This is a genomic window from Micromonospora sp. WMMD1128 (assembly GCF_027497235.1).
In the GTDB taxonomy this organism is placed as follows: Bacteria; Actinomycetota; Actinomycetes; order Mycobacteriales; family Micromonosporaceae; genus Micromonospora.
Genome location: NZ_CP114902.1, coordinates 1,193,196 through 1,220,038 on the forward strand (window position 1 = coordinate 1,193,196; position 26,843 = coordinate 1,220,038).

Annotated in this window: 29 protein-coding genes and 2 tRNA genes; 19 read left to right on the forward strand and 12 right to left on the reverse strand. The window is 72.1% G+C overall.

What is annotated here, in order from left to right; translation table 11 throughout:
* The first annotated feature begins 37 nt into the window (after positions 1–37).
* From O7602_RS05800 to O7602_RS05820, 5 genes are all read left to right on the forward strand, one after another.
* A complete protein-coding gene (locus O7602_RS05800; protein WP_281590142.1) occupies positions 38–1,606 on the forward strand; it encodes a sugar ABC transporter ATP-binding protein in 1,569 nt (522 codons plus the stop codon).
* Complete coding sequence (locus O7602_RS05805; RefSeq protein WP_281587183.1) at positions 1,603–2,688, forward strand: ABC transporter permease; 1,086 nt, start codon at positions 1,603–1,605, stop codon at positions 2,686–2,688. Before O7602_RS05800 ends, O7602_RS05805 begins: the two co-directional genes overlap by 4 nt.
* Before the next feature lie 92 nt (positions 2,689–2,780).
* Complete coding sequence (locus tag O7602_RS05810) at positions 2,781–3,824, forward strand: substrate-binding domain-containing protein (protein WP_281587184.1); 1,044 nt, start codon at positions 2,781–2,783, stop codon at positions 3,822–3,824.
* 19 nt (positions 3,825–3,843) lie between these two features.
* Positions 3,844–5,073, forward strand: a complete 1,230-nt coding sequence (locus O7602_RS05815; RefSeq protein ID WP_281587185.1) for a Gfo/Idh/MocA family oxidoreductase — start codon at positions 3,844–3,846, stop codon at positions 5,071–5,073.
* Between the two features lie 62 nt (positions 5,074–5,135).
* Positions 5,136–6,146: a sugar phosphate isomerase/epimerase family protein gene (locus O7602_RS05820; protein ID WP_281587186.1), complete on the forward strand. Its 1,011-nt coding sequence runs from the start codon at positions 5,136–5,138 to the stop codon at positions 6,144–6,146.
* 764 nt (positions 6,147–6,910) lie between these two features.
* Here O7602_RS05820 and O7602_RS05825 read toward each other — a convergent pair.
* Positions 6,911–7,303, reverse strand: coding sequence for a hypothetical protein (locus O7602_RS05825; protein WP_281587187.1), 393 nt, complete (start codon positions 7,301–7,303; stop codon positions 6,911–6,913).
* 195 nt (positions 7,304–7,498) lie between these two features.
* Here O7602_RS05825 and O7602_RS05830 point away from each other — a divergent pair.
* From O7602_RS05830 to O7602_RS05855, 6 genes are all read left to right on the forward strand, one after another.
* Positions 7,499–7,571: transfer RNA gene (locus O7602_RS05830), tRNA-Asn, on the forward strand.
* Positions 7,572–7,740: 169 nt separating this feature from the next.
* Entirely contained in the window at positions 7,741–9,876 is a 2,136-nt protein-coding gene (locus O7602_RS05835) for an MMPL family transporter (protein ID WP_281587188.1), read from the forward strand.
* Positions 9,869–11,101: an FAD-dependent oxidoreductase gene (locus O7602_RS05840; protein ID WP_281587189.1), complete on the forward strand. Its 1,233-nt coding sequence runs from the start codon at positions 9,869–9,871 to the stop codon at positions 11,099–11,101. The genes O7602_RS05835 and O7602_RS05840 overlap by 8 nt, the downstream gene beginning before the upstream one ends.
* Positions 11,102–11,221: 120 nt before the next feature.
* Positions 11,222–11,295: transfer RNA gene (locus O7602_RS05845), tRNA-Ile, on the forward strand.
* 159 nt (positions 11,296–11,454) lie between these two features.
* Positions 11,455–11,913: a helix-turn-helix domain-containing protein gene (locus O7602_RS05850; protein WP_281587190.1), complete on the forward strand. Its 459-nt coding sequence runs from the start codon at positions 11,455–11,457 to the stop codon at positions 11,911–11,913.
* 3 nt (positions 11,914–11,916) lie between these two features.
* Positions 11,917–12,558: a PIN domain-containing protein gene (locus tag O7602_RS05855; RefSeq protein ID WP_281587191.1), complete on the forward strand. Its 642-nt coding sequence runs from the start codon at positions 11,917–11,919 to the stop codon at positions 12,556–12,558.
* A 66-nt stretch (positions 12,559–12,624) separates the two neighbouring features.
* Here the strand turns inward: O7602_RS05855 and O7602_RS05860 are convergent, their stop codons facing one another.
* Both O7602_RS05860 and O7602_RS05865 read right to left on the reverse strand, forming a co-directional pair.
* Entirely contained in the window at positions 12,625–13,347 is a 723-nt protein-coding gene (locus O7602_RS05860) for an LPXTG cell wall anchor domain-containing protein (protein ID WP_281587192.1), read from the reverse strand.
* A gap of 107 nt (positions 13,348–13,454) precedes the next feature.
* Positions 13,455–13,706 (reverse strand): hypothetical protein, encoded by a 252-nt coding sequence (locus tag O7602_RS05865; protein WP_281587193.1) that lies wholly within the window; start codon positions 13,704–13,706, stop codon positions 13,455–13,457.
* A gap of 76 nt (positions 13,707–13,782) precedes the next feature.
* On the opposite strand from O7602_RS05865, the gene O7602_RS05870 reads away from it, so the two are divergent.
* A complete protein-coding gene (locus tag O7602_RS05870; RefSeq protein ID WP_281587194.1) occupies positions 13,783–14,364 on the forward strand; it encodes a DinB family protein in 582 nt (193 codons plus the stop codon).
* A 15-nt stretch (positions 14,365–14,379) separates the two neighbouring features.
* On the opposite strand, the gene O7602_RS05875 is transcribed toward O7602_RS05870, so the two are convergent.
* The 3 genes from O7602_RS05875 to O7602_RS05885 all read right to left on the reverse strand — a co-directional run bounded on the left by O7602_RS05875 (position 14,380) and on the right by O7602_RS05885 (position 15,516).
* The gene (locus O7602_RS05875) at positions 14,380–14,562 is read right to left on the reverse strand and encodes a hypothetical protein (protein ID WP_281587195.1); all 183 of its coding nucleotides are present in this window, start codon (positions 14,560–14,562) and stop codon (positions 14,380–14,382) included.
* 130 nt (positions 14,563–14,692) lie between these two features.
* Positions 14,693–15,172, reverse strand: a complete 480-nt coding sequence (locus O7602_RS05880) for an SRPBCC family protein (protein WP_281587196.1) — start codon at positions 15,170–15,172, stop codon at positions 14,693–14,695.
* Positions 15,169–15,516 (reverse strand): metalloregulator ArsR/SmtB family transcription factor, encoded by a 348-nt coding sequence (locus O7602_RS05885; RefSeq protein ID WP_348651326.1) that lies wholly within the window; start codon positions 15,514–15,516, stop codon positions 15,169–15,171. Before O7602_RS05885 ends, O7602_RS05880 begins: the two co-directional genes overlap by 4 nt.
* Positions 15,517–15,548: 32 nt before the next feature.
* On the opposite strand from O7602_RS05885, the gene O7602_RS05890 reads away from it, so the two are divergent.
* The gene (locus O7602_RS05890; protein WP_281587198.1) at positions 15,549–16,214 is read left to right on the forward strand and encodes a hypothetical protein; all 666 of its coding nucleotides are present in this window, start codon (positions 15,549–15,551) and stop codon (positions 16,212–16,214) included.
* A gap of 229 nt (positions 16,215–16,443) precedes the next feature.
* Positions 16,444–16,818, forward strand: a complete 375-nt coding sequence (locus tag O7602_RS05895; RefSeq protein WP_281587199.1) for a VOC family protein — start codon at positions 16,444–16,446, stop codon at positions 16,816–16,818.
* A gap of 154 nt (positions 16,819–16,972) precedes the next feature.
* Here the strand turns inward: O7602_RS05895 and O7602_RS05900 are convergent, their stop codons facing one another.
* Positions 16,973–17,596: an NAD(P)H-binding protein gene (locus O7602_RS05900; RefSeq protein ID WP_281587200.1), complete on the reverse strand. Its 624-nt coding sequence runs from the start codon at positions 17,594–17,596 to the stop codon at positions 16,973–16,975.
* 104 nt (positions 17,597–17,700) lie between these two features.
* Between O7602_RS05900 and O7602_RS05905 the strand changes: the two genes are divergently transcribed.
* Positions 17,701–18,075 (forward strand): helix-turn-helix domain-containing protein, encoded by a 375-nt coding sequence (locus O7602_RS05905; protein WP_281587201.1) that lies wholly within the window; start codon positions 17,701–17,703, stop codon positions 18,073–18,075.
* Positions 18,076–18,089: 14 nt separating this feature from the next.
* Here O7602_RS05905 and O7602_RS05910 read toward each other — a convergent pair whose 3' ends face one another.
* Positions 18,090–18,500 (reverse strand): RidA family protein, encoded by a 411-nt coding sequence (locus tag O7602_RS05910; RefSeq protein WP_281587202.1) that lies wholly within the window; start codon positions 18,498–18,500, stop codon positions 18,090–18,092.
* A 68-nt stretch (positions 18,501–18,568) separates the two neighbouring features.
* On the opposite strand from O7602_RS05910, the gene O7602_RS05915 reads away from it, so the two are divergent.
* Complete coding sequence (locus O7602_RS05915) at positions 18,569–19,156, forward strand: GNAT family N-acetyltransferase (RefSeq protein WP_281587203.1); 588 nt, start codon at positions 18,569–18,571, stop codon at positions 19,154–19,156.
* 58 nt (positions 19,157–19,214) lie between these two features.
* A complete protein-coding gene (locus tag O7602_RS05920) occupies positions 19,215–19,607 on the forward strand; it encodes a hypothetical protein (protein WP_281587204.1) in 393 nt (130 codons plus the stop codon).
* 202 nt (positions 19,608–19,809) lie between these two features.
* On the opposite strand, the gene O7602_RS05925 is transcribed toward O7602_RS05920, so the two are convergent.
* The gene (locus O7602_RS05925; protein WP_281587205.1) at positions 19,810–20,244 is read right to left on the reverse strand and encodes a hypothetical protein; all 435 of its coding nucleotides are present in this window, start codon (positions 20,242–20,244) and stop codon (positions 19,810–19,812) included.
* Positions 20,245–20,334: 90 nt separating this feature from the next.
* Between O7602_RS05925 and O7602_RS05930 the strand changes: the two genes are divergently transcribed.
* Both O7602_RS05930 and O7602_RS05935 read left to right on the forward strand, forming a co-directional pair.
* On the forward strand, positions 20,335–20,523 hold the full coding sequence (locus O7602_RS05930) for a hypothetical protein (protein ID WP_281587206.1): 189 nt from the start codon (positions 20,335–20,337) through the stop codon (positions 20,521–20,523).
* A 580-nt stretch (positions 20,524–21,103) separates the two neighbouring features.
* Positions 21,104–24,256 carry a BTAD domain-containing putative transcriptional regulator gene (locus O7602_RS05935; RefSeq protein WP_281587207.1) on the forward strand — a complete coding sequence of 1,051 codons (3,153 nt, stop codon included), beginning with the start codon at positions 21,104–21,106 and terminating at the stop codon, positions 24,254–24,256.
* Between the two features lie 6 nt (positions 24,257–24,262).
* Here the strand turns inward: O7602_RS05935 and O7602_RS05940 are convergent, their stop codons facing one another.
* From O7602_RS05940 to O7602_RS05950, 3 genes are all read right to left on the reverse strand, one after another.
* Complete coding sequence (locus O7602_RS05940; protein ID WP_281587208.1) at positions 24,263–25,087, reverse strand: ABC transporter permease; 825 nt, start codon at positions 25,085–25,087, stop codon at positions 24,263–24,265.
* Positions 25,084–26,040 carry an ATP-binding cassette domain-containing protein gene (locus tag O7602_RS05945; protein WP_281587209.1) on the reverse strand — a complete coding sequence of 319 codons (957 nt, stop codon included), beginning with the start codon at positions 26,038–26,040 and terminating at the stop codon, positions 25,084–25,086. The genes O7602_RS05940 and O7602_RS05945 overlap by 4 nt, the downstream gene beginning before the upstream one ends.
* Positions 26,041–26,103: 63 nt before the next feature.
* Positions 26,104–26,805 (reverse strand): ElyC/SanA/YdcF family protein, encoded by a 702-nt coding sequence (locus O7602_RS05950; protein ID WP_281587210.1) that lies wholly within the window; start codon positions 26,803–26,805, stop codon positions 26,104–26,106.
* Between the last annotated feature and the right edge of the window lie 38 nt (positions 26,806–26,843).

Sequence of the window (26,843 nt, forward strand, 5' to 3'; positions counted from 1 at the left end):
GAGCGAGGGCCGTGAGGGCATGCCCGGCCAGTCCCACATGAGCCCGTCCGAGGAGGTCCAGGTGAGCGCGAAGGACGACGCCGTCGCGGGCGAGGTGGTGCTGCGGCTCACCGACGTGGTGAAGACGTTCCCCGGCGTACGCGCGCTCGACGGCGTGCAGCTTGAGGTGCGGGCCGGCGAGGTGCACTGCCTGCTGGGGCAGAACGGCGCCGGCAAGTCCACCCTGATCAAGGTGCTCGCCGGGGTGCACCGGCCGGACTCCGGCGAGGTGGTGTGGCGGGGCGGGCCGGCCACGTTCACCAACCCGCAGGCCGCCATGCGCGCCGGCATCGCCACCATCTACCAGGAACTCGACCTGGTCGACGACCTGTCGGTGGCGGAGAACGCGTTCCTCGGTCACGAGCCGCGCCGACTCGGTTTCGTCCGGCGCGGGCACATGGCCCGGCGTACCCGGGAGATCCTGGCCCGGCTCGGTCACCCGGAGATCCCGCCCGGTCGGTTGGTCCGGCACCTGCCGGCGGCCGGGAAGCAGATCGTCAGCATGGCCCGGGCGCTGTCGCACGAGGCCCGCCTGATCATCATGGACGAGCCGAGCGCGGTGCTGGCCCACGACGAGGTGGGCAACCTGTTCCGGATCATCCGGGAACTCACCGCGCAGGGCATCGCGGTCATCTACATCTCGCACCGGCTGGAGGAGATCCGCGAGATCGGCGACCGGGTCACCGTACTCAAGGACGGCCGGACCACGGCGGCGAGCCTGCCGGCGCGCGACACCCCGACCCGCGACCTGGTCGCCCGAATGACCGGGCGGACCATCGAGTACGTCTTCCCGCGGCGCCCGCCCGACGACGGGGGCGGCGCGGAACTGCTGCGGGTGGACGGGCTGACCCGGCACGGCGAGTTCGCCGACGTGTCGCTCGGCGTCCGGGCCGGGGAGATCGTCGGCATCGCCGGGCTGGTCGGGTCCGGCCGCTCGGAGCTGCTGGAGACGATCTTCGGGGCCCGCCGGGCGCACGCCGGGACGGTCCGGCTGGCCGGGAAGGCGCTGCGCCCCGGCAGCGTGGGCGCGGCGGTGCGGGCCGGCATGGGCATGGCGCCGGAGGAGCGAAAGAGTCAGGCGTTGCTGCTCGGCGAGCCGATCTACCGCAACGTCACGCTCGCCACCTTCGGCCGGTACGCCCGTCTCGGCTTCACCGACGCCGGGCGGGAACGGGCCGAGGCGGACCGGATCGCCGCCTCGCTGGAGTTGCGGCCCCGGGACGTACGCCGGCCGGTGCGCACGCTGTCCGGCGGCAACCAGCAGAAGGTGGTGGTCGGGCGGTGGCTGCTCGGGGACACCCGGCTGCTGCTGCTCGACGAGCCGACCCGGGGCGTGGACGTGGGCGCGCGGGCCGAGCTGTACCAGGTCATCCGCGACCTGGCCGCCCGGGGCGTCGGGGTGCTGCTGGTCTCCAGCGAGGTGCCCGAGGTGCTCGGCCTGGCCGACCGGGTGCTGGTGATGCGGGAGGGCCGGGTGGTCCGGGTGGCCCCGGCCGGCGAACTCGACGAGAACACCGTGCTCGACCTCGTCATGGCGGGGTCCCTCATGGAAGGCGCACCGGCATGAGCGATACCGACACCACGCTCCCCGCGCAGTCGCCACCTGTGGACCGGGCGGAGACCGCGAAGGCCGACGCGGCGGCCCGGCTCTCCTGGTGGCGCGGCGACGGCGGGGAGGGCGTCAAGCGCAACCTCGGGCTGCTGGCCACGCTCGTGGTGCTCGTGGTCATCGGCATCCTGACCCGCCCCGACCTCTACGGCGACCCGACCTGGGTGTGGGGCAACACGCTCACCATCCTCAAGCTCGCCTCGGTGGTCGGCGTGGTCACCGTCGGCATGACCTTCGTGATCATCGGCGGTGGCATCGACCTGTCGGTCGGCGCGATCGTGGCGCTGGCCGGGGTCTGGTGCACCACTGTCGCCACCCAGAGCTACGGCGCCGGCGGCATGATCTTCACCGCGCTCACCGTCGGGCTGGCCGTCGGCGTGGTCAACGGGCTGCTCATCTCGTACGGGCGGCTGGTGCCGTTCATCGCCACGCTCGCCATGCTGGTGGCCGCCCGGGGACTGGCCGCGGAGATCTCCGACAAGCAGACCCAGGTCTCCACCAGCTCGTTCATCAACGGCATCGCCACCGCGAAGGTGCTCGGCATCCCGCTGCTCGTCTACATCCTGGTCGCCGTGGTGGCGGCCGGCTGGGTGCTGCTCAACCGGACCACGTTCGGCCGCCGCACGGTGGCGGTCGGCGGCAACCCGGAGGCGGCCCGGCTCGCCGGCATCGACGTCCGCCGGCACACCGTGCTGCTCTACGCGCTCTCCGGCCTGTGCTGCGGCATCGCCGCGGTCATGCTGACCGCGCAGGCCACCTCCGCCCAGGCGGCGATGGCCAACCTCTACGAGCTGGACGCGATCGCCGCCGCGATCATCGGCGGCACGCTGCTCAGCGGCGGGCGGGGCACCATCATCGGCTCCCTGCTCGGGGTGATCATCTTCTCCACGATCACCAATCTCTTCGCCATCAACAACCTCTCCGCCGAGGCCCAGAACATGGTCAAGGGCGGCATCATCGTCGCCGCCGTCCTGGTCCAGCAGGTGCAGTTCCGCAGCCTGACCCAGTTCCTCGCCCGCAACCGGGCCACCACCACCTGACCCCACCGCGCCGCCAGGCCGCCGTCCCCCGACGGTGGCCCGGCCCGCCACACCCGAAAACCACCCCCACCACCTTCATCCAGGAGGTCGTCATGACTAGTGACCTGTCACGCCGCCGGCTGCTCTTCGGCGGGGCCGCAGTCTCCGCCGGGGTGCTGCTCGCCGGCTGTACGAGCAACGAGCAGTCCCCGACCGAGGCGCAGACCAAGGCCGCCGCGAACGACGGCAACGCCGAGCCCGGCAAGAAGGTGACGATCGGCTTCTCCGCCCCGGCCGCCGACCACGGCTGGATCGCCGCCATCACCAACAACGCCAAGGCACAGGCCGGGGCGTACGACGACGTGGAGTTGAAGTCGGTGGAGGCCGGCGCGGACGCGGCGGCCCAGCGGGCGGCGCTGTCCACGCTGATCTCCCAGAAGCCGGACGTGATCGTGCTGCTGCCGCACGACGGCAAGGAACTCAACGCGTTCGGCCTGGAGGCGATGAAGGCCGGCATCCCGGTGGTCAACCTGGACCGGGCGTTCCCGGACGCGCGGGCCTACCGGTTGCAGATCAAGGGCGACAACTACGGCATGGGGGTGGCCGCCGCCACGTACATCGCCGAGCAGCTCAAGGCCAAGGGCGTGAGCAACCCGGTGATCGGCGAGATCCCCGGCATCGAGTCGCTGGAGCTGACCCAGGAACGGTCCAAGGGCTTCTCCGACACGCTCGCGTCGTACGGGCTGAAGGTGGCCAACCGGCGTCCGGCCGAGTTCACCGTGGACTCCGGTCAGCAGGCCGCGACCGGGCTGTTCCAGGCCCTGCCGAAGATCGACGCGGTCTGGAACCACGACGACGACCAGGGCATCGGCGTACTGGCCGCGGTCAACCAGGCCAACCGCAAGGAGTTCTTCATGGTCGGCGGCGCCGGCTCGAAGAAGGCCATGGAGGACATCGCGGCGGACAACACGGTGCTCAAGGCGACAGTCACCTACAGCCCGTCGATGGCCTCCTCGGCCATCACCCTGGCCCGCCTGATCGGGCAGGGAAAGGGCATGTCCGACCTGGTGGAACTCCAGGTACCGAAGGAAATCGTGCTCGCCTCCGAGACGATCACCAAGCAGAACTCGGGCGACTACCTCAAGCTCGGGTTCTAACACAAGGGGGGAGACCGGGTTGTCCAGTCATGACAGGATCCTGCGGGTCGGCATGGTCGGCTACGCGTTCATGGGCGCCGCGCACTCGCAGGCGTGGCGCACCGTGAACCGGGTGTTCGACCTGCCGGCGCGGGTGCGGATGTCGCTCGTCTGCGGCCGGGACGAGCCGAAGGTGGCCGAGGCCGCCGATCGGCTCGGCTGGGACGGGTACACCACGGACTGGCGGCGGCTCGTCGAGTCCGACGAGATCGACGTGGTCGACATCTGCACGCCGGGGGACAGTCACGGTGAGATCGCCCTCGCCGCGTTGGCCGCGGGCAAGCACGTGCTGTGCGAGAAGCCGCTGGCGAACACCGTCGCGGAGGCGCGGGAGATGACCGCCGCCGCCGCGCGGGCCCGCGAGTCCGGGGTACGCGCGATGTGCGGCTTCAACTACCGGCGGGTGCCCGCGGTCGCCCTGATGCGGCAGTTCGTCGCCGACGGGCGGCTCGGCGAGATCCGGCACGTCCGGGCGACCTACCTCCAGGACTGGATCGTCGACCCGCAGTTCCCGCTGGTGTGGCGGCTCCAGCAGGAGCGGGCCGGCTCCGGCGCGCTCGGTGACATCGGCGCGCACATCATCGACCTGACCCAGTACGTCACCGGGCAGCAGATCACCGGGGTCAGCGCGCTCACCGAGACGTTCGTCAAGCAGCGGCCGTTGCCGTCGGAGTCGAGCGGCCTGGCCGCGCAGTCCGGCGGCAACGGGCAGGGCACGGGACCGGTCACCGTGGACGACGCCGCGGTCTTCGTGGCCCGGCTCGACAGCGGTGGACTCGCCACGTACGAGGCGACCCGGTTCGCCACCGGCCGCAAGAACGCCCTGCGGGTCGAGATCAACGGCTCGCGCGGCAGCGTCGCGTTCGACCTGGAACGCCTCAACGAACTGGAGTTCCTGGACGCCACCCGGCCCGCCGCCGAGCAGGGCTTCAGCCGCATCCTGGTGACCGAGCCGGAGCACCCGTACCTGGCGGCGTGGTGGCCGCCCGGCCACATCATCGGCTACGAGCACTCCTTCACCCACCAGATGCGCGACTTCGTCGAGGCGGTCGCCACCGGCGCCGACCCGACGCCGTCCTTCGCCGACGCGTTGCAGGTGCAGCAGGTGCTGGACGCGGTTTCGCGGTCCGCCGCCGCCTCCGCCTGGGCCGAGGTCGAGAAGGAGGGGGCCCCGCTTAACGCCTCCGGTATAGGAAGGGGCCCCGCTTAACGTCGGGCACCGGCGCTCACCCGCAAAACGGAACCCCCATCACACGACTTGGGAGAAGGACAATGGCGCGACCCATCACGCTCTTCACCGGCCAGTGGGCCGATCTTCCGTTCGACGAGGTCTGCCGGCTCGCCGCCGAGTGGGGGTACGACGGCCTGGAGATCGCCTGCTGGGGTGACCACTTCGAGGTCGACCGGGCGCTCGCCGACGACTCGTACGTCGAACGCAGGCGGGAGACGCTCGCCAAGCACAACCTCCAGGTCTTCACCATCTCCAACCACCTGGTCGGGCAGGCGGTCTGCGACCACCCGATCGACGAGCGGCACCAGGACATCCTGCCGGCGCGGATCTGGGGCGACGGCGAGCCGGAGGGGGTACGCCGCCGCGCCGCCGAGGAGATGAAGGACACCGCGCGGGCCGCCGCGAAGCTCGGCGTACGGACCGTGGTCGGCTTCACCGGCTCGTCCATCTGGCACACGCTGGCGATGTTCCCGCCGGTGCCGCCGGCGATGATCGAACGCGGTTACCAGGACTTCGCCGACAGGTGGAACCCGATCCTGGACGTCTTCGACGCCGAGGGCGTGCGCTTCGCGCACGAGGTGCACCCCAGCGAGATCGCGTACGACTACTGGACCACCAAGCGGACCCTGGAGGCGATCGGACACCGGCCGGCGTTCGGGCTGAACTGGGATCCGTCGCACTTCGTCTGGCAGGAACTGGACCCGGTCAACTTCATCCTCGACTTCGCCGACCGGATCTACCACGTGGACTGCAAGGACGCGAAGGTCCGCACCGGCGACGGTCGGCGTGGCCGGCTCTCCTCCCACCTGCCCTGGGCCGACCTGCGACGTGGTTGGGACTTCGTCTCCACCGGCCACGGCGACGTGCCGTGGGAGGACTGCTTCCGGGCGTTGAACGCGATCGGCTACGACGGCCCGATCTCGATCGAGTGGGAGGACGCCGGCATGGACCGCCTGGTCGGCGCGCCGGAGGCGCTCCAGTTCGTCCGCCGCCTGGCCTTCGACGCCCCGACCGCCGCGTTCGACGCCGCCTTCAGCACCACCCGCGACTGACGTAGACAGTCTCCCGGCCCGTCGCCGTCGTCCCCGGTGCCGGTGTGCGGGCCGGGCCGCAGCTCGGCGCTGTGCAGCTCGGCCAGCATCGCCGGGTCGGGCTCGACCGCGGTGACGGGCCGTCCCCGTCGGCGTCCCGCTGGCATGTCTCAGGTCTGCCGCTGTCGTCGGTAGGTCCGCTGTCGTCGGTCGGTCGGCTGGTCGTTGGTCGGTCCGCCCCAGTTCGGTCGGTCGTGGTCAGGAACCCACCCGACCATCAGCCTCGGCCGGGGAATCACTTCTCCGCGCCTACAAACTTGATGACGTGAACGAGTCGCCACCCGGAGCGGTGTGGCATCACGTAACCGGCCGGCCCGGGCCTTTCCGTCGGCCCCGCCACCGACATATGCCCGATGCTTCCCCGACGAGCGCGAGGGGAGGGGCGGACCCGGCCCGGGAGATCGCGGTGGCTCGGTTGCCGTCCGCGAGGCGGGGTGGAATGTCGAGGTCGGCGAGCCACGCCTGCACCGCCATGGGTGTCGAAGGAGCCGTGTGACCCATGGCCTCGCACCGGCGGCCTGGCCGCTGCGGCACAGCCGGCCGGCGACCTGCCCGATCCATTCGCGTCATCAAGTTTGTAGGAACCCCGGACCGAACTATGCCCGGGGCCGCACTGCGCCGCGGAGACCGTCGCGCCGCGGAGACCGTCGCGCCGGAGATGGGCCGCACGTGCATACGGAAGCGGGCCGGTCACCCGAAGGTGATCGGCCCGCTGTCCGCTGATGTCAGAGGGTGCTGCTCGTGCCGTTGGGCTTGGTGCTCGTGCCGGTCGTGGTCGAGCCGGTCGCGCCGGTCGATCCCGTACCGCTGGTGCCGGCCTTGCTGCCGACGGCGGCCGGCGTGCCGGCGAACGGCTTGTCGGCCTCGGTCAGCCCCGACTTGCTGCCGTTGCCGGTGGAGATCTTCTCGCCGATCTTGCTCTGCCCGAGCTTGTCCTTGCCCTCGGAGTAGAGCCGGGTCGCCTGTGCCTGCGCGACGCCGGCCGCCTCCTGGACGGTCGGGTGGTCGAGCACCTTGCGCCCGCGCACCACCAGCTCTTCGTACTTCTCTCGGCCGGCACGGGCGCCCAGGACGAATCCCGCAGCCAGCCCGCCAAGAAACATGATCTTTCCGCGCATGGCGGCTCCTTCCGTACCTGACTCTGTTGACCGCTAACTACCCATCCTGCTCTCCGCTCATACCTGCCTGCGCCCAGATGACGATTTGTCCCGATTCTGAGGGCCCGACAACCCACTGGCGCGCCACCCCCCGATGTCCTGTATTCTTTTCTCCGTCGCACGGCGCGGAGAGATCGTCGCCCGGGCGGTGCACGGTCCCCTGTAGCTCAATTGGCAGAGCAGCCGGCTGTTAACCGGCAGGTTATTGGTTCGAGTCCAATCGGGGGAGCTTCGCTCCACACCACGCCCGTCGGCCACGCCGACGGGCGTTTCTCGTTGCCGGTACGCGTACGGCCGCCCGGTTTCCGCCCGTGAACGCCGCTTCGACCGGCAGGATGGTCCACGTCGACTTAGACTCCCGCTGCGTCGATCCACGCGTCGATTCGAGGGTGGTGAGGATGGCCGCAGGACGCACCCGTTCGACCGCGACACTGATCGCGGTGGCAGTGGTGCTCGGCTGGCTCGTCGTCGGCGGGATCGCCGGTCCCTACGCCGGCAAACTCGGTGATGTCGCCACCAACGACAACGCCTCCTTCCTCCCGGCCGACGCCGAGGCCACCCGCGCCCAGGACCTCTCCGCCGGCTTCGTCGACCGGGAGACCACCCCGGCCCTCGTGGTCTACGAACGCGCCGGCGGCATCACCCCGGCCGACCAGCAGCGCATCCAGGGCGACGCCGCCCGCTTCGCCCAGGTGCCCGGCGTGGTCGCCCCACTGCCGCCACCCGTGGTCAGCCAGGACAAACAGGCCGCCCAGGTGATCGTGCCGATCGACAGCGCCGAGGGCGAACAGATCCGCGCCGTCGTCGACGAACTGCGGACCATCGCCGGCCCCGACCGCGACGGGCTCACCGTCGACGTGGCCGGCCCGGCCGGACTGCTCGGCGACCTGATCGAGGTGTTCTCCGCGATCGACGGACCGCTGCTGCTGGTCACCCTGGTCGTGGTGCTGATCATCCTGCTGATCGTCTACCGCAGCCCGGTGCTCTGGGTCTTCCCGCTGCTGGCCGCCGGGATGTCCTACTCGCTTGCCGCCGTCTTCGTCTACCAACTCGCGAAGCACGACGTGGTCAAGCTCAACGGGCAGGCGCAGGGCATCCTCACCGTGCTCGTGTTCGGCGCCGGCACCGACTACGCCCTGCTGCTCATCGCCCGCTACCGGGAGGAACTGCACCGACACGAACGCCCCTGGGACGCGATGAAGGCCGCCTGGAAGGGCGCCGCCCCGGCGATCTTCGCGTCCGGCGCCACGGTCATCGTCAGCCTGCTCTGCCTGCTGCTGTCCAGCCTCAACTCCAACCGGGCGCTCGGCCCGATCAGCGCTGTCGGCATCGCCGCCACGCTGCTGGTGATGCTGACCTTCCTGCCCGCCCTGCTGGTGCTCGGCGGCCGGTGGGCGTTCTGGCCCCGGCGACCCCGGCACGACGACGCCGACCCGCGCACCGAGCACGGCATCTGGGGGCGCATCGCCGGCTTCGTGGCGCGCCGCGCGCGTACCGTCTGGATCGTCACCGCGGTGGTCCTGGCCGCGCTCGCGATCGGGGTGACCCAACTCGGCGCCACCACCCTCGGCCAGTCCCAACTGTTCACCCAGCGCACCGACTCGGTGGCCGGCCAGGAGGTCATCGACAGGCACTTCCCGGCCGGCACCGGCAGCCCGGCCACCATCTTCACCGCGCAGGCCACCGCGCAGCGCGTCGCCCAGGTGGCGCAGGGTGTCAAGGGCGTCGACTCGGTGGCGCCGCTCGGCCAGCGGGGCGAACTGGCGCCACCCGACCCGAACGCGCCGCCGAAGGTCGTCGACGGCCGGGTGCAACTCAACGTCACGCTCGCCGACCCACCCGACAGCAACGGCGCCGAACAGGCCATCCGCGACCTGCGCGAGGCGGTGCACGCGGTGCCCGGCGCGAACGCCGTGGTCGGCGGCTTCACCGCCATCAACGTGGACACCGCCGACGCGTCCGTCCGCGACCGCAACGTCATCATCCCGGTGGTGCTGCTGGTCATCGCGGTCATCCTGGCGCTGCTGCTGCGCGCCCTGGTCGCCCCGGTGCTGCTGATCGCCACCGTGGTGCTGTCGTTCCTGGCCACGCTCGGCCTCTGCGCGCTGCTGTTCAAGTACGTCTTCGACTTCCCCGGCGTCGACCAGTCCTTCCCGCTGTTCGCGTTCGTGTTCCTGGTCGCGCTCGGCATCGACTACAACATCTTCCTGATGAGCCGGGTCCGCGAGGAATCGGTGCGACGCGGCACCCGGGCCGGGGTGCTCGCCGGCCTGGCCGTCACCGGCGGCGTCATCACCTCCGCCGGCATCGTGCTCGCCGCCACGTTCTCCGCGCTCGCCGTACTGCCGCTCGTGGTGCTCGTCGAGTTGGGCGTGGCGGTCGCCGCCGGGGTGCTGCTCGACACCATCGTGGTCCGCTCGCTGCTGGTGCCCGCGCTCGCGTACGACATCGGGCCGAAGGTCTGGTGGCCGGGCCGGTTGTCGCGGTCCCACCGCGAGGGCGACCGCGCCGGGGCGGGGGTGGACCGTGCCTGACAGCGACGTGGTCATCGTCGGCGGCGGCCTGGCCGGCCTCGCCGCCGCGCGGCGGCTGCACCGCGCCGGCGTGCCGTGGCGGCTGCTGGAAGCCGGCGACCGGCTCGGTGGCCGGGTCGCCACCGACGAGGTCGACGGCTTCCTGCTGGACCGCGGCTTCCAGGTCCTCAACACCGCCTACCCCCGACTCGGCGGGCTGCTCGACCTCGATACCCTCGGCCTCGGCTGGTTCACCTCCGGCGTGCTGGTGCGCCGCGGCGACCGGCTGGCACGCCTGGTCAACCCGCTGCGCGAACCCACCGGCGCGCCCGGCACGCTCACCGCGGGCGTCGGCTCGCTGCGCGACCGGCTGCGCCTGGCCGCGCTCGCCGGCGGCTGCGCCACCCTGCCCGCCGGTCGGCTGCTCACCGCGCCCGAGACCAGCACCGAGACGGCGCTACGCCGGGCCGGGCTCTCCGACGCGATCATCGAGGAACTGCTCCGGCCGTTCCTGGCCGGTGTGTTGCTCGACCGCGAGCTGGCCACCTCCAGCCACGTGTTCGCGATGATCATGCGCTCCTTCGCCCGGGGCCGGATCGGCCTGCCCGCACAGGGCATGGGCGCGCTGCCCCGGGCCGTCGCCGCGCCGCTGCCCACCGAACTGATCGCCCTGCACACGCCGGTCACCCAGGTCGCGCCCGGCCGGGTCCGCACCGCGACCGGCGAGATCACCTGCCGCGCCGTCGTGGTCGCCGCGGACCCGCCCGCGGCGGCCACGCTGCTGCCCACGATCGAGCGGGTACGCATGCACGCGTACACCACCTACTACCACCGCACCGAGTCCGCGCCCCTCGACGAGCCGATCCTGCTGCTCGACGGCGACCGGCGGGAACTGGTCACCAACACGGTGGTGCTCAGCCAGGCCGCGCCCACGTACGCGCCGGCCGGCCAACACCTGGTGGCCACCTCCGTGGTCGGCCCGCAGGCACCGCCCGAACCGGTGATCCGACGCGAGCTGGACCGCCTCTACGGCCGTCCCACCGCCGATTGGACCCACCTCACCACCGTCACGGTGCCGGAGGCGCTGCCGGCCGCCCCGCCGCCGCAGGGCCGGCTGCGCAAGCCGGTCGCGCTCGGCGACGGCCTGTTCGTGGCCGGCGACCACCGGGACAGCCCGTCCATCCAGGGCGCGTTGGCGAGCGGCTGGCGTACCGCCGGCGCGGTGCTCGACGAACTGCGGGGCTGAACCGGCGCGTCACTGTGCGCTGTTATTCTCGCGTTGCCCATCGTGCTGTCGTGGCGGCGTACGTCGCCGGGTCGGTGGTGGCCGGTGATCGATCGGCAGGTTACGATCCGGCGCGGTAACGGGGCGGTAGCTCAGCGGGTTAGAGCAGGGGACTCATAATCCCTCGGTCGCGGGTTCGAACCCCGCCCGCCCCACCCGAAACGCGCACCCAAGCGGGCCTGGCCAGGCAGCGTTCGGTCAGTTCCGCGGTCATGCCGTGCCGTTGCGAGGGCTTGGCCCAAGTCGGCGAAGGCGCTTGCACTTTTTTCACTTCGCGGGATGATGGTGGTCGGTGCTGACGGACGGGAGGGGTCATGTCCACGGAAGCGATCATGCCGGCTGATGGGGAACATCCCTCGTTGACCGAGCTGGCCAACTTGCTGCATGACGGTGCGGGGGAGTTGGCAGTGCGCCGCGGCGGGGAGCAGGTGGCGGTTCCTATGTCGATGCGGGATGTGTTGACCAGGATCGCCGATGTGCTTGCCTCTGGCCGTGGCGTGGCGGTCGTGCCGGTCGACCGGGAGTTGACGACGACCGAGGCGGCCGGGTTGCTCGGGGTGTCCCGACCGACGTTGATCAAGTTGCTGGAGGCTGGTGAGATCGGTTACTCGCGGCCGAACTCCTCGCGCCGGATCCCGCTGGAGCAGGTGCTGGCCTACCGGGACCGGCGTGGTCAAGCTCGGCGGGCGATCCTCGACGAGTTGACCGCCGACGCAGTCGAGATGGGCATGTACGGGCAGTCCGCACCGGTCGAGACGGATGACGCGGCCTGAGGCGTGACGACGATCGCGGTCCTGGACGCCAACGTTCTGATCCCCAACGCACTGTGCGACCTCCTGCTGCGGCTGGCCGAGGAGGAGTTGTGCCAGCCGCGCTGGTCACCGGCCATTCTTGAAGAGGTTCGACGGCACGTGCCGGTGTCACCGGCGGCGATCGAACGACGGTTCGCGTTCATGAACGCCGCGTTCGAGGACGCGATGGTTACCGGGTATGAGGCGCTGATCGACCAGATGGACAACGATCCGAAGGACCGACATGTGCTGGCCGCGGCGGTAGCCGCCGGAGCAGACTCGATCATCACCTGCAACCTCCGAGACTTCCCGCTTGCCGCCTGCGAACCGCACGGGGTGGTCGCCGAACATCCCGACGTCGTACTGCTGGACATGTGGGCCCGCGAGCCGCGCATCTTGCTGCGGGTCCTTGGCGAGCAGGCGGCCAGTACCGGCCGTCACGGTACGCGGCTGAACGTCCACCAGATCCTCGACTACCTGGCCACCGCCGGAGCGCGCAGGTTCGCCGCAGCGGCTCGGAGTGCGTCGCCTCCGGACGGCGTCCCACCGTTGCCGTGCCCCACGCCCCGGTTACCTCGATCGCGGGATTGCCCGCAGGCGCCGTGGTCCGGCAGCGTGCAAGGGTGAACCGGGTGAAGCACGGTGCCGACGCGCCCGGCCCGACGAAGCGTCGAGCCGGGCGCGTCGATCGAGCTAGGCCACGAAGCGGGACCGGCGCCGGCGTCCGATCACGAAGCCCGCGCCGCCGAGGAGCAGGAGCACCCCGCCGATGCCGGCCACGGTCGCGGTGTCGGTGCCGGTCACGGGCAGCCCGCCGCCCTCGCCGCCGTCGGGCGCACCCGGGGTCACGGCGGGGGCGGCGGTCGGCACGACTGTCGTCGTGGCGCTCGGCCTCGGCGTGGGCTGAGACGTCGTCGGCGTCGGCGTGGGCGTGGACGCGCAGTCAAGCTCCCGTGCGATGTACAGGCCGTAGTTCAGGTACACCAGGTAGGCATCGATGCTCGGGTCGTCGAGCACCTTCTGCGTGGCCTCCCGAACGTTGGGGCCAGCGTCGGTCAGCGTCCGCACCACCGTGACCCGCAGCGCCACCGACCAGGCGCTCTGCACGCCCGTCTTGAGGAACGTGCGCAGCTCGTCCTCGGAGCCTTTCAGCGCCTTCTGGATGGCGTCCGGCAGAACCGGCAGCGACTCGGCGTTCGCCTCGGTCAGGATCTGGGCGGTCAACACACGCAACTCGGTGTTGGTGGCAGCGTCCAAGTCGATGGTGATGAGGTCCCGGATGTCCTTGTAGACCTTGCGCTCGACCGTCTGGCAGGCCGCGTCGAGCCCGGGATGGCCGGTCTGCGCCAGAGCCGGTGCCGCCGGAATCAGCAAGGCCAGCGCCATGAGGACGCCGGCCGGAATCTTCCATCGCATGTGAATCTTCCTCCCCGTTGGACAAACACGGAGATGCTACCGACAGCGGCCGGCGAGCACATTCCCATCGTCAAAATTCGATGCAAGGTTGCCCATGCGATGGCGGCCTACCTCGGGCCTCTTGCTCGGTCGCCCCGCTGCTTCGGATCTCCGGCGGACGGCAGCGGCACCACGCGCTCGTCGTGCACCCTGATCTCTGCGCGGAAGCGGTGGGCGGCCGGATGCCAGATCTCCTCGAACGGCCCCATGACGTTGTCGCCGATGCCGCGGCGACGGACCCGGGCCGCCAGCCACGCGAGGAAAACCAAGACGGTCGTCAGGCAGCCGGCGACCAGCGCGATCGCCAGAAGCTCATCCACCGTTCCAGCCTAGGCCTCGCGGCCTCACGCGTGACGGGGCCGCGCAACCGGGCGTGCGTACGGCATGCTGTTCGCCATGGCGATCCTCGACCCGAAGGCGGACCTGCTCGACTATCTGCGCGGGGCACGTGAAGCGGTGGTGTGGAAGCTCGACGGGCTGAGCGAATACGACGCCCGCCGTCCGCTGACGCCCACCGGGACGAACCTGCTGGGCCTGGTCAAGCACCTGGCCCGCGGCGAGTTCGGATACTTCGGTGAGACCTTCGGACGCCCGAGTGACGCCGTACCGCGATGGCCCGAGGGGGAGGAGTCGTGGGAGGCGTGGGCACTGCCGACGGAGTCGCGCGAATCCATCGTCGATCTCTACCGACGGGCCTGGGCACACGCGGACGCGACGATCGAGGCGTTGACCCTGGACGCGGTCGGACGGGTGCCGTGGTGGGGCGACGGCGGCGATGTGACGCTGCATCAGATGCTGGTCCATATGACCGCCGAGACCCAACGCCACGCCGGGCATGCCGACATCGTCAGGGAGTTGATCGACGGCACGGTCGGTCTTCTTCCCACGACCACCAACGTGCCGTTATCCGACGCCGCGACGTGGACCGCGCATCGGGACATGGTGGAGCGGAACGCGCGGGAGGCCGCCAGCCGATGAGGCTCCCCGGCTGCGTCATCGGCTGGGGACGTCCCTCTTCCGGCGGGCGGAGACAACCCGTTCAGCCACCGATACAAGAAGCATGGCGATCGCACCTACCACGGCGAGCGTCCACCAGGGCCAGTCGCGGAGGAAGAACCCGGATGCTGCCAGGACGGCGATGGTCGACAGATACACGAGGTTCATCGGCCTGCGCATGCCGCTCAGTCTAGATGGGCGGGGCACTCGCGTCGGCTCAGGAAAGTCACCACCGGCCGGTCGGCGTTGCTCACCCTGGCGCACGTCGCGACGAACCGCCACCCAGGATCAAGATGGCTCCGCCGTCGCGCTAGCTGGCATCGATGAACAGGTCGGCGTAACGGTGCAGGTACAGCGGCCAGCCCTCGTCGTCAGCGACGCCGTCACGAACCGACTCCCAACCCGGACCGTGCCGGTCCAGGTTGCGGTGCTCCAACTCGATCCGGGTCCGCTGCGGTGTCTCGGCGACGAACCGGACCTCGACCTCGCTGGCGTTTTCCGGGTCCTGTTCGACCTGCCACGTCGGGCTGATGTCCCAGCTGAACAGGACGCGGTCCGGCGGCTCGAAGGCGAGGATCCGGGCCCAGGCGCACTCGCTGCCGTCCTCGGCGCGGTCGTAGATGTGTCCACCGACTTTCGGCTCGAACACCGTCTCCACGATCGGTGACTCCAGCAGGTTGTGCTCCTTCGGCTTGAAGTCGCCGAACCGGGCCGTGAACACCGCGAACGCCCGTTCGACCGGCGCGTCGACCACGATCTGCCGCCGTACCACCGTGTTCGTGCCACTCATGATTCCTCCTCGTCGGGACGCTCGGTGGCGTCCTTGAAGCCGTCCAGGGCCCGACTCCAGTAGGTGTCGAGTTGATCTCTCAACGCGGCCACGCCGGCGGGATTGAGCCGGTAGACACGCCGCGTACCCGCGGTGCGGTCCGTCACCAGGCCGGCGTCCTTCAGCACGCGCAGATGCTGCGATACGGCCGGCCGGCTGACCGGCAGCATCCCGGCCAACTCGCCGACGGCCCTCGGCCGCTCCGCGAGACACGCGATGATCGCCCGCCGCGTCGGGTCGCCCAGGGCGTCCCACCCATCCTCGATTCGGTAAGTGGCCACGAACGGTAAGCTACGACTTACCACGGGCTTCGTCAAGCTCTGGCATTGTCGTCGGCATGGCCACCGAGAATCGCGACGTGGGCCTCGGTCGCCGGCTGTCGCATGTGCGCTGGCTCGCGGGTGGCACCGGAACGGGCAAGAGCACCCTCGCCCGGGCGCTTGCCGAGCGCCACGACGTGCTGATCTACGACGGTGACCACGCGGAGCGCGGCTACGTCAGTCGGTGCACCGCCGCGGAGCAGCCCTACCTGTGGGCGTTACTGCACGCCTCGGGGGCGCAGCGGTGGAACGGCCGCAGCGCGCAGGAGGTCTTCGCGTCGATGCCGAGCCTGCACGGGGAGACGTTCGGCTTCGTGGTGGACGACCTGCTGGCGCTGCCCGCGGACCGGCCCGTCCTGGTCGACGACTTCCGCACGCTGCCCCGCGACGTCGCTCCGCTGCTGACATGGCCGGAGCAGGCGGCGTTCCTGCTGCCCACGCCGACGTTCCGGCACGGGGCGCTACGCGCGCGGTTCGCCGACCCGGTCCGGGCCCGGGCGAACTGGGGCGAGAGCGACCACGGTGAGGCGCTCGCCCTGCGGCTGGCTCGCGACGAACTGTGGGACGCCGAAGTCCGCCGCCAGGCCGCGCGGTCAGGGCTGCCGGTGGTCACCGTCGACGGCGCGCGGGACGTGTTCGACCTGGCCGACGACCTCGCCGCCCGGTTTCGGCTGGGCCGATGAACCGCCGGGTCCGGCGGTTGCCCGTCATTGCCACAGCCGGTCCGGTCACGTAGCGTCAGCGCTCGTGAACACCGGACCGGCTCGACGCCATGCACGGATTGGCGATCCGGTGGAGGGCTGACCGCACGGCGGGTGCGCGATCAGCACCTTTCCGGCTCGGCACGTGGACCTCCGCGCGGCCTGCGCAGCGAAGGTTTCCATTCGTGTCGAGCACCGCGAGGTCAACCACATGCCAGTCACGTTCAACCACACGATCATCGCCACCCGGGACCGCGACGCCTCGGCCCGGTTCTTCCGGGAACTGCTGGAACTGCCGGCGGCCCCGTCCTGGGGCCCGTTCACAAACGTCCAGCTCACCGACGGCGTGCTGCTCCAGTTCGCCGAGCCGCCGGTGGAGATCCAGATGCAGCACTATGCGTTCCTGGTCGACGACGACCTCTTCGACCGCGCGTATCGGCGGCTGTGCGACCAGGGCGTCGAGCACTGGGCCGACCCGCAGATGCGACGCCCCGGCGAGATCAACAACGAGCACGGCGGCCGGGGTGTCTACTTCAAGGACCCTGCCGGCCATGCCATCGAGCTGATCACCCGCCCGTACCTGTAGGTGTCGCGCTCCGCCGGCCGGGCGCCGAACGCGGCGCCCGGCCGGCGCACCGCCGTGCACGGCGTTCCCGGGGCAGCCGCGTTGTGGGGCCTGTCCGCGCTCCGGCGCGACGCCTGACCCACAGGCGTGGCGGCCGGCGGGCGGCGCGCCCCGGTCACGCCTGCGCGATGCTGGCGGTGCCACGATGGCGGCGAGGTGCGTCGATCTCGTCGAGCAACGCGATCGCGAAGTCCGCGTAGCTGATCCTGCTGGCCGGATCGCCGTGCTCGGCCAGCCGGTAACGCCCGGTGCGGGTGCCGTCGCGGTCGAAGTCGCCGGCCGGCGCCACGTACGCCCAGTCGAGGTCGCACGTCCGCAGCTCCGCCAGGCCCGCCGCGTGACCCAGGTAGAAGGGGCGGTATTCCTGCGGGAAGCCGGGTTCGTCCATCAGGGCGCCGCCCGACGCGCCGGGAAGCACCGGTGCGAGGCCGACGACCACCAGACGGCGTACGTCCGCCTTCGCCAGCCCGGCGGCCAGGGCGCGGGAGGACGCGGTGAAGAAGTCGAGCGGCGGCACGGTCAGGTCCACCGCCGCGCTGATCGCCGCGTCGTGTCCGGTGGCCACCCGTGCGACGTCGGCCGCGTCGGTGACGTCGCCTGCCACCACCCGGGCGTCGGCCATGTCGCGGTGGCGCGCCGGGTCGCGTACCACGGCGGTGACCTGGTGGCCACGTCGCCGCGCCTCGGCGACGGCCTGCCGCCCGGCGCGCCCGCCGGCCCCGAAGACCACGATGTCCATGTGGATACGCCTCTCGCCATCGCCGGAACCCCTACGCCCGGCCGGTGCCGCCGACGCTATCGAGCGTCGCGGTTACCTCGGGGATACCGGCTATCGTCGGCGCCATGAGGCAACCGCTGCCCGCCGACATGTTCGACGAGCTGTGCCCGTCCTCGCTCAACCCGATCCGGTTCGGCGACAAGTGGGCGGCGCTCATCATCCGGTGCCTGGAGGGTGGGCCGCGCCGGTTCTCCGAGCTTCGCGTGCCGCTGCGCCGGGTCACCCCGAAAGTGCTCACCCGGTCGCTGCGCGCCCTCGAACGCGACGGTCTGGTCACGCGCGCGGTCCGCGCCGGGCGTGCTTCGCACGTCGAGTACGAGTTGACGCCGCTCGGTCGCAGCATGCTCGGACCGATCGAGGCGGCGTGCACCTGGACCGCGAGGCACTGGGACGAACTGCTCGACGCCCGGGAGTCGTACGACAGCCGCCAGGACCGGTGACGTCCCGAGCCGCCCTACGGCGTTTCGGGAAGGGCCGCGGTCACGTCCAGCTCGACCAGTTGCCCGGGAAAGCCCAACTGGGCGACGCCGAGCAGGGTGCTCGCGGTGGTGAACGCGGGTGCCAACGGCGAGGCCAGGAAACGCTGCCACACCTGGGCGAGCACGGCCCGGTCGGCGCTCACCACATAGATCACGGTACGCACGACGTGCTCCGGGCCCGCGCCGACCGACCGGAGCGCGGCGAGCACGTTCGCGGCGATCTGGTCGACCTGGGCGTCGACGTCGTCCGTCCCGACCAGCGCGCCGGCCCCGTCCAGCGGGCACTGGCCGGCGAGATGGGCGGTACGCCCGGCGGGAACGACGGTGACGTGGTGGTATCCCGGGGTGGAGTGCACGCCCTCCGGGTTGGCGCGAACGATGGTCATGGTCCGCAGCATCGCTGACCCACCCATCGGTGTCACCACATTTCCCCGGCGTGGTGAAGGATCAGCGGATGAGGTTTCCACTGTCGACACCACCGACGATCACCGCCGGCACCATCGCCGCCGGGCCTCAGCCGACGATCCCCGCCGGGGCCGGCGTCGTCCTGCGGCCCTGGGAGGCCGCCGACGCGCCGACGGTCTTCGCCGCCTACCAGGATCCGGAGATCCAGCGCTGGCACACCCGTCGGCCCGTCTCCGAGGAGCAGGTCCGGGAATGGTTCGCGCACTACCGCCGGGCCTGGGCGCGGGAGACGGGGGCGAGCTGGGCGGTGACCCGGGGCGGCGGCGAGGTGTTGGGACGGATGGCCGTGGGCGGCTGGGACTTCGCCGACGGGGTGGCCGGCTGCGCGTACTGGGTGGTCCCGGCCGCCCGGGGAGCGGGCGTGGCCCCGCGGGCGTTGCGGGCGGTCAGCGCCTGGGCCCTCGCCGAGGGTCGCTTCCACCGTCTGTACCTGGACCACTCGACCCGCAACCACGCCTCCTGCCGGGTCGCGGTAAAGGCCGGGTTCCGCCTGGAGGGCACCAAGCGCAGCGACGCCGTCCACGCCGACGGCCGGCACGACATGCGTCTGCACGCCCGCGTCCGAGGCGACGATTGACCGCGGCGAGCTGCGGCGGGGCCCTGTCGGTGCCCTCCCTTGCACTAGCGTGGGAACGGTGGGAAAGCATGCTGCGAGCTACGAGCCGCTGACCGTGGCGCGCCTGGGGGCTCTGCTCACCGGGGCGGACGACAGCCGGCGGTGGCGGTTGGTGGCGGAGTTCCTGGAGGAATACCGCTGGGAACCCCGTGAAGACCGCGGGACGCTGTTGGAAGGGGAACCCGCATACACGGGAGACGAGCACTGGGACGTGTTCCTCGCTGCCCTGGCCGAGCATCTGAGCGCGAAGGATGGGCGCGGTGCGCCGCCGTGGGTCGAGACGCGGTCGTTGCGCAGGTTCTGGTTCCCGTTCAACACGAGCGCCGCCCGGGTGGATGCGGTCGTCCACGCGCCGGCCGCCTTCCGCCGCCGTGGTGTCTACGTGTCGGCGCACGAGTTGGATGTGGCATGAACTCTGATGATCCGCTCCTGGACCGTGTCGCGACCGAGGATGCCTTCCGCAGGCTCGGTGACCGCCTGGCGAAGCGCGGCGTGGTCGCGGACCTTTACGTTTTCGGCGGGGCGGCGATGGCCTTGGCCTACGACGCACGACGAGCGACACGAGACATCGACGCCGTGTTCCAGCGCCCGCGTCCACGGGGACGAGTGACCGCCTACGCCCACGGCGGCGGGTAGCGGCGGACGTAGTCGCGCGCCCGGGGGAGGGGGTCCTGCCAGTATTGGTGCGGCATGCGTGAGAGGTGCGCCCGGCAGAACGCAGCCAGGTCGTCACCGATCGCCACCCGGTCCAATGGGCGGCGTTCGAAGTCCTGGTTGGACGCGAGCAGATCCGGCTCAGGGTTCCAACCGGAGTGGTCGAACGCCCACCCCGCCCAGAACGCGTACACGTGGAAGACCTGCGGATCGTCGGAGTAACGTACCCCGGCCATCTCGATCGCCCGGTCCGGGTAGGTGTCCCGGCACACCCAGGCCAGGATGTGGCACGCCCCGGCGGCGAAGAACGCCTGGTCCGTCCGTCGCCAGGAGACGCGCTGGTCCGACCGTTCGAGCGGCGTCCGGCGAAAGCGTCCCGCCGCCACCGCTGCCATGCCCGTACGCTAGCGGTTCCTGGCCCTCCGCTCGACCGCCCGACGCCGTTCACAGATGCTGACCGTGTCCACCTGTGGCACCCTCGCGTCATGGGCGGGCAGCGTGCGGCGTGGTATCGCCTCACCAGGAAGCAGCGCGGCGTGGTGGTCGCGGCCATGGGGCTGGCCCTCGTCGGGCTGGTGCTGGCGCTGACGGTCAACCCGGCCCTCGGAGCCATGGTCATCGCGGTGGCCGCGCTGGTCATCATCTTCACGCAGATCGTCGCCCCACCGGACTGAACCCCAATTCCACCGCCGGCCCGCATGGGCGGCGACAACCGCCCCCACCCACCCACAACGGTCCAGCCGGGTGGAAGTCGGCGGCTGATCAAGGGGTTCGCGTCGCCGCGGAGATCGACTCTGACGCAACCCCTTGATCATGCCCCCGAAGGGCCCAGCTGAGCGGACAAGGAGAGGGTGATCATGAGGTTGGCGGCATCAACGGAGATCAACACCGCCGTCAACCTCATGATCGCGGCGTCGGAGGCGAGGGGTTGCGGACCCTTCCCGTCGTGGAGGGGGGTGTGGCGAGGTGCGGTCAGGCGGCGGGGGAGGACCGGACGGGCGGATGTGAAGGCGAGCTGTGGTCGCCTCGGGTGGCCGGGGGCGCCGCTGATGTCAGAGGCGCTCACCCGTGTGGATGTGGAACGAAGTCCGCGGCGATTCCGGCGGCGTCCCCGTCACCGGACAGATCGGCCTGCCCGGAGAGGGAACCGATCCCGGTGCGGTTGGTCCCGACCGCGCGGGCTGCCTCGTCGCCTTCGACCTGGCCCGTCATGCCCGACGGCTGGAGAAAGCACGCGGGTGAGAGAGTGACAGCGTGCGGGTGGGGATACTCGGGCCGTTGGAGGTCCGCGACGGCGGGCAGGCGGTCGACGTCGCCGGGGCGCGGCTGCGGGCGCTGCTGATCCGTCTCGCCCTGGACCCGGGCCGCCCGGTGAGCGTGCCGGCGTTGGCCGAGGCGCTCTGGGCGGACGCGCCGCCCGCCGACACCGCGAACGCGGTGCAGACGCTCGTGTCCCGGTTGCGTCGGGCCGTGCCCGGCCTGGGAGTACGCAGCGGTCCGGCCGGCTACCGGCTCGACCTGGACCCCGACGACGTGGACGCCGAGCGGTTCGCGCGGCTGGCCCGCGCGGGCCGGGAGGCGTTGCGCGCCGGGGACGCCGACACCGCCCTCGCCATGTTGCGGGACGCGCTGGCGCTGTGGCGGGGTCCGGCGCTGGCCGAGGTGGCCGACGCGCCCTACGCGACCGCCGCCGGGGTGCGGCTGGCCGAGTTGCGGCTCACCGCGCAGGAGGACCGGATCGAGGCGGAGCTGGCCACCGGCCGGCCGGAGCTGCTCGTCGCCGAGCTGGACGAGCTGACCGCCGCGCATCCGCTGCGGGAGCGGCTGGCCGCGCTGCACCTGCGGACGCTCGCCGCCGCCGGGCGACCCGCCGAGGCGCTCGGCGCGTACGAGCGGATCCGCGAGCGGCTCGCCGACGAGCTGGGGGTGGACCCCTCGCCGGAGTTGCGGGCCGCGCACCTGGCGGTGCTGCGGGGCGAGGCGGGCCCGTCGCCGGCGCCCGTCGCGCCGCGGGGGAACCTGCGCACCGCGCTCACCACGTTCGTCGGGCGGGACGAGGACCTGCGCCGGCTCACCGGGCTGCTCGCCGGCAACCGGCTGGTCACGCTGATCGGGCCGGGCGGGGCCGGCAAGACCCGGCTGGCCGGGGTCGCGGCGGCCCGGCTGGCCGGTGGTGTGCCGGGTGGCGCCTGGCTGGTCGAGCTGGCCCCGATCACCGACCCGGCCGACGTGCCGCGGGCGGTGCTCGACACGCTCGGCCGGCGGGACCTGCCGCGGGAACCCGCCCGACCCACGTTCCGCGACACGCTCGGGCGGCTTGTCGACGCCATCGCCGGCGCGGAGACGCTGATCGTGTTGGACAACTGCGAGCATGTCGTCGAGGCCGCCGCCCGGCTCGCCGAGGAGCTGCTCGGCCGCTGCCCGGGGCTGCGGATACTGGCCACGTCCCGGGAGCCGCTGGGCATCGTCGGTGAGGCGCTGGAGCCCGTACCGCCGTTGCGCCTGCCGCCGGCCGACGTCACCGCGGCCGACGCGGTCGCGTACCCCTCGGTGCAGTTGCTGCGCGACCGGGCCGTGGCCGTGCGCGCCGGCTTCGCGGTGACCGGCGACAACGTCGCGGACGTGGTGGAGATCTGCCGCCGCCTGGACGGCCTGCCGCTCGCCATCGAGCTGGCCGCGGCGCGGCTGCGGACGCTCTCGCCGCGGCAGGTCGCGGCCGGTCTGGACGACCGGTTCCGGCTGCTGACCGGCGGCAGCCGGACCGCGCTGCCCCGGCACCGGACGCTGCGGGCGGTGGTGGACTGGAGTTGGGGGCTGCTCACCGACGACGAGCGCCGGCTGGCCGAGCGGCTCGCCGTGTTTCCCGCCTCGGTCACCGCCGACTCGGCGGCCGGCGTCGCCGGCCCGGCCGCCGCCGCGCTGCTGGACGCGCTCGTCGACAAGTCGCTGCTCCAGGTGGTCGGCGACGGGCGGTTCCGGATGCTGGAGACCATCCGGGAGTACGGGCTGGAGCGGCTCGCCGCCGCCGGGGCGGCCGTCGAGGCGCGCGCCGCGCACGCGGCGTACTTCCGGGACCTGGTCCGGACCGCCGAGCCGCACCTGCGTACCGCCGGGCAGTTGCCCTGGCTGCGGCTGCTGACGGTGGAGCGGGAGAACATCGTCGGCGCGCTGCACTTCGCCTGCGACGCCGGTGACGCCGACACCGCGCTGCGGATCGGCGCGGCGCTGGCGCTGCCGCTGATCATCTGGGGCGACGACGGCGGCATCGGCGGTGACGTGCTGGCCCGGGCGCTCGCGCTGTCCGGGCCGGCGCCGGCGGCGGAGCGGGCCGTGGTGCTCGCCATCCGGGTGATCACGGAGATGTTCCACAACGCCGCCGAGCCGACCGACGAGCAGGTCGCGGAACTGACCGCAGCCGTGCGGGCGGCGGAGGGCACGGACCATCCGATCGTGGCGCTGCTCGAACCGGCGCTGTCGATCTTCACGGATGACACGGCCGCCGGGATCGCCGCGGTGGACCGGGCGCGCGGGCACCCCGACCCGTGGACCGACGGGACGCTGCTGGCGATGCGCAGCCAGATCCGGGAGAACGACGGCGACGGCGAGGGCATGCTGCGCGACTCGATCCGCGCCGTCGACGAACTGCGCGCGGTCGGCGAGCGGTGGAGCCTGTCGATGGTGCTGAGCAACTACGCCGACGCGCTGACCAAGCGCGGAGACTTCGCGGCGGCCACCGCCGCGCTGGAGGAGTCGGCCCGGCTGGTCCGCGAACTCACCCCGGGCGCCGAGCCGGGCTTCCAGTTGATCTGGCTGGCGGCCATCCGGGCCCGCTCCGGTGACGCGGCCGGGGCCAAGGCCGAGCTGCGCCGGTTCGTCGCCGACCGGGTGGCCGACCGGGACGGCCGGGACGCCGCGTTCGGGCTGATGACGCTCGGCGACATCGCCCGGCTGGAGGGCTCGCTCGACGAGGCGCAGGAGTGCTTCGCCGACGCGATGCGCCGCCAGGAGGCCGCGCCGTTGGTCGCGCCGCAGTTCCGCGGGCTGCTGCTGGCCGCGATGAGTCACCTCGCGCTCGCCCGCGGCGACGTGCCGGGCGCACGCCGGTGCCTGGCCGAGGCCACCGTCCGTGGCCTCGCCGCCCGGGACATGCCGGTGATCGCGGTCATGGCGGTCGGCTGGGTGGCGATTGCCGAGGCGGAGGGTCGGTACGAGCGGGCCGCCGAGATGCTCGGCACGTCCGACTCGCTGCGCGGCTGGCCGGACCGGTCCAACCCGGACGCGCAGCGGCTCGCCGAGCGGCTGCGGGCCGAGCTGGGCGACGACCGCTACGCCGCCGCGTACGCCCGGGGGCACGGCCTGAGCCGGGCCGACGCCCTCGCGTTCGTGGGCGGCGACCCGGCTCGGTGAGACAGGTCAGGCGCGGCGTCGGTACGCGCGGACGGCGAGCGGCGCGCAGACCGCGATGATCGCCACGGTCCAGAGCAGCGACCGGGTCACCGGCCCGGCGACCGGACCGCCGATCATCAGGCCCCGGGCCGCCTCCATCACGTCGGCCACCGGGTTCACCCCGACCCACCACTGCAACCAGCCGGGCAGCGTGTCGGTCGGCACCATCATGTTGGTGCCGAAGGTCAGCGGGAACAACACCAGGAACGCGGTGCCCTGCACGGCGCCGGGGCTGCGCATCACCATGCCGAGCAGCACGCCGATCCAGGTGACCGCGAACGCGAACGCGATGGTCAGCAGGCAGGCCGCAAGCGTGGACAGCGGATCGGTGCCGATCCGGAAGCCGATCGCGTAGCCGAACGCGAGCAGCACGGAGATCGAGACCACGAACCGGACCAGGTCGCCGACCACGGAGCCGACGAGCGGCGCGGACCTGGCGATCGGCAGGCTGCGGAACCTGTCGAAGACGCCCTTCTCGATGTCGGTGTTGAGGCTGACGCCTGTCGCGATGGACGCGAACAGCACGGTCTGCACCATGATCGCCGGCAGGAGGAACTGGAGGTAGGCGTGCTGCGAGCCGGAGATCGCGCCGCCCAGCAGGTAGACGAAGATCAGCACGAAGACGATCGGCTGGAGCGTCACGTCGAGCAGTTGCTCGGGCGTGCGCAGCGTCTTGATCAGACTGCGTCTGGCGAGCGCGAGGCTGTGCCGGGCCAGCCCGAACGGGCGGGAGCCGGCCCGGGGCGCGCTGGTGCGGGGCGGCGTGGCCGCCGTGCGGGTGATCGTGGTCATGCGGCCACCTCCATGGGTTCCCCGGCGCCGTGGCCGGTCAACGTGAAGAACACCTCGTCGAGACTGGGGAGGCGCAACGCCAGCTCCACCACGCCGATGCCGGCGTCGTCGAGCCGGCGGACCACCGCGGTGAACGTGGCGTCGTCGTCCACCGGCACGGTGAGCAGGCCGGGTCGGGGCAGTTCCGGATCGGTCCCGGTGCTGGCCCGCAGGATGTCGGCGACGTCGCCGATCCGGTCCGGCTCGGTCGGCCGGACCACGATGGTCTGGGTGCCGGCGATCCGCTTCAACTCGCCCGGGGTGCCGTGCGCGATCACCCGGCCGTGGTCGATCACCGAGATCTCGTCGGCGAGCGCGTCGGCCTCGTCCAGGTACTGCGTGGTCAGCAGCACCGTGGAGCCGTCGTCGACGAGCGAGCGGACCACGCCCCACATCTCCTCGCGCTTGGCCGGGTCCAGGCCGGTCGTCGGCTCGTCCAGATAGATCACGTCCGGCCGGCCGACCAGGCTCGCGGCCAGGTCCAGCCGGCGGCGCATGCCACCGGAGTACGTCTTGGCCGGGCGTCCGGCCGCCTCGGTCAGGTCGAACCAGGCGAGCAACTCGGCCGCCCGGGCCCGGGCGTCGCGTCCGCTCAGGTCGAGCAGCCGGCCGATCAGCACCAGGTTCTGGGTGCCGGTCAGATCCTCGTCGACCGAGGCGTACTGCCCGGTCAGCCCGATCATCCGGCGTACCTTCCCGGCGTCGGCGACCACGTCGTGGCCGCCGACCGTGGCCCGGCCCCCGTCCGGGCGCAGCAGGGTGGCGAGGATCCGCACCGCAGTGGTCTTGCCGGCGCCGTTCGGCCCCAGCACCCCCAGCACGGTCCCCCGTCGTGCGGCGAGGTCGATCCCGGCCAGCGCGGTCGTCGTACCGAACCGCTTGACCAGGCCCTCCGCCTCGAATGCGTATGTCATGGCACCGACCATGGCCGGCGCCGCTGGCAGCGCACGCACACGCCGCTGGCAGCGGCGCTGTTCCTATTCGCCGACGAGCAGGGGGCGGTGCGCGGTCCAGAGCCAGCGCAGGTGGTCGCGCAGCCGCTGCGGGCTCGCGACCCAGCCCTCGTCGGCGTAGCGCAGCAGCCGCCCGACCTCGCCGGCCACCAGGTCGTAGCCGGCCGCGCCGGTCTCCGGGACCGGCTCGTGCGGAGCGACCGCGACCGGCAGTGGGACCATCGGAAGCCGCAGCCCGGCGGCGTCCGCGGCCCGCAGCACCGTCAGATAGACCCGGACCAGGTGGTACGGGGAGACGACGAGCGCCACGCTGCCGATGCCCAGGGCCCGGACCCGGTCGACGATCCAGGCGGCCTGCCGGCCGGTGTCGGTGGCCGGCTCGGCCTGGAGCACGACGCCGTCGACCCGGCGCAGGCCGAGATCGCGCAGGCGGTCGAGTGTCAGCGGCCGGTGGGTCCGCTCGGCCGGGTTCGTGCCGGCCACCAGCAGGTGACGCAGCGCCGGGCCGGCCTCCCAGGCGCGGATCGCGTCGGTGAGCCGCCAGTCCTCGCCCTGCCCGGTGGGCACGACAAGCGCGTCGACCCGCTCGGCGGCCCGACCGGGGATGGTGAGGATCATGGTGACCGCCTCCAGCAGCGCCAGGAGCCGGTCCGGCGGGACGTCCGCGAACGCCTCCGGCCGCACGATCCGGGGCAGCGCGCCGTACCTGCGGGACACACTCGTCACGCACGCGATCTTGCCACCTCCGCAGCGCCGGTGGGCGT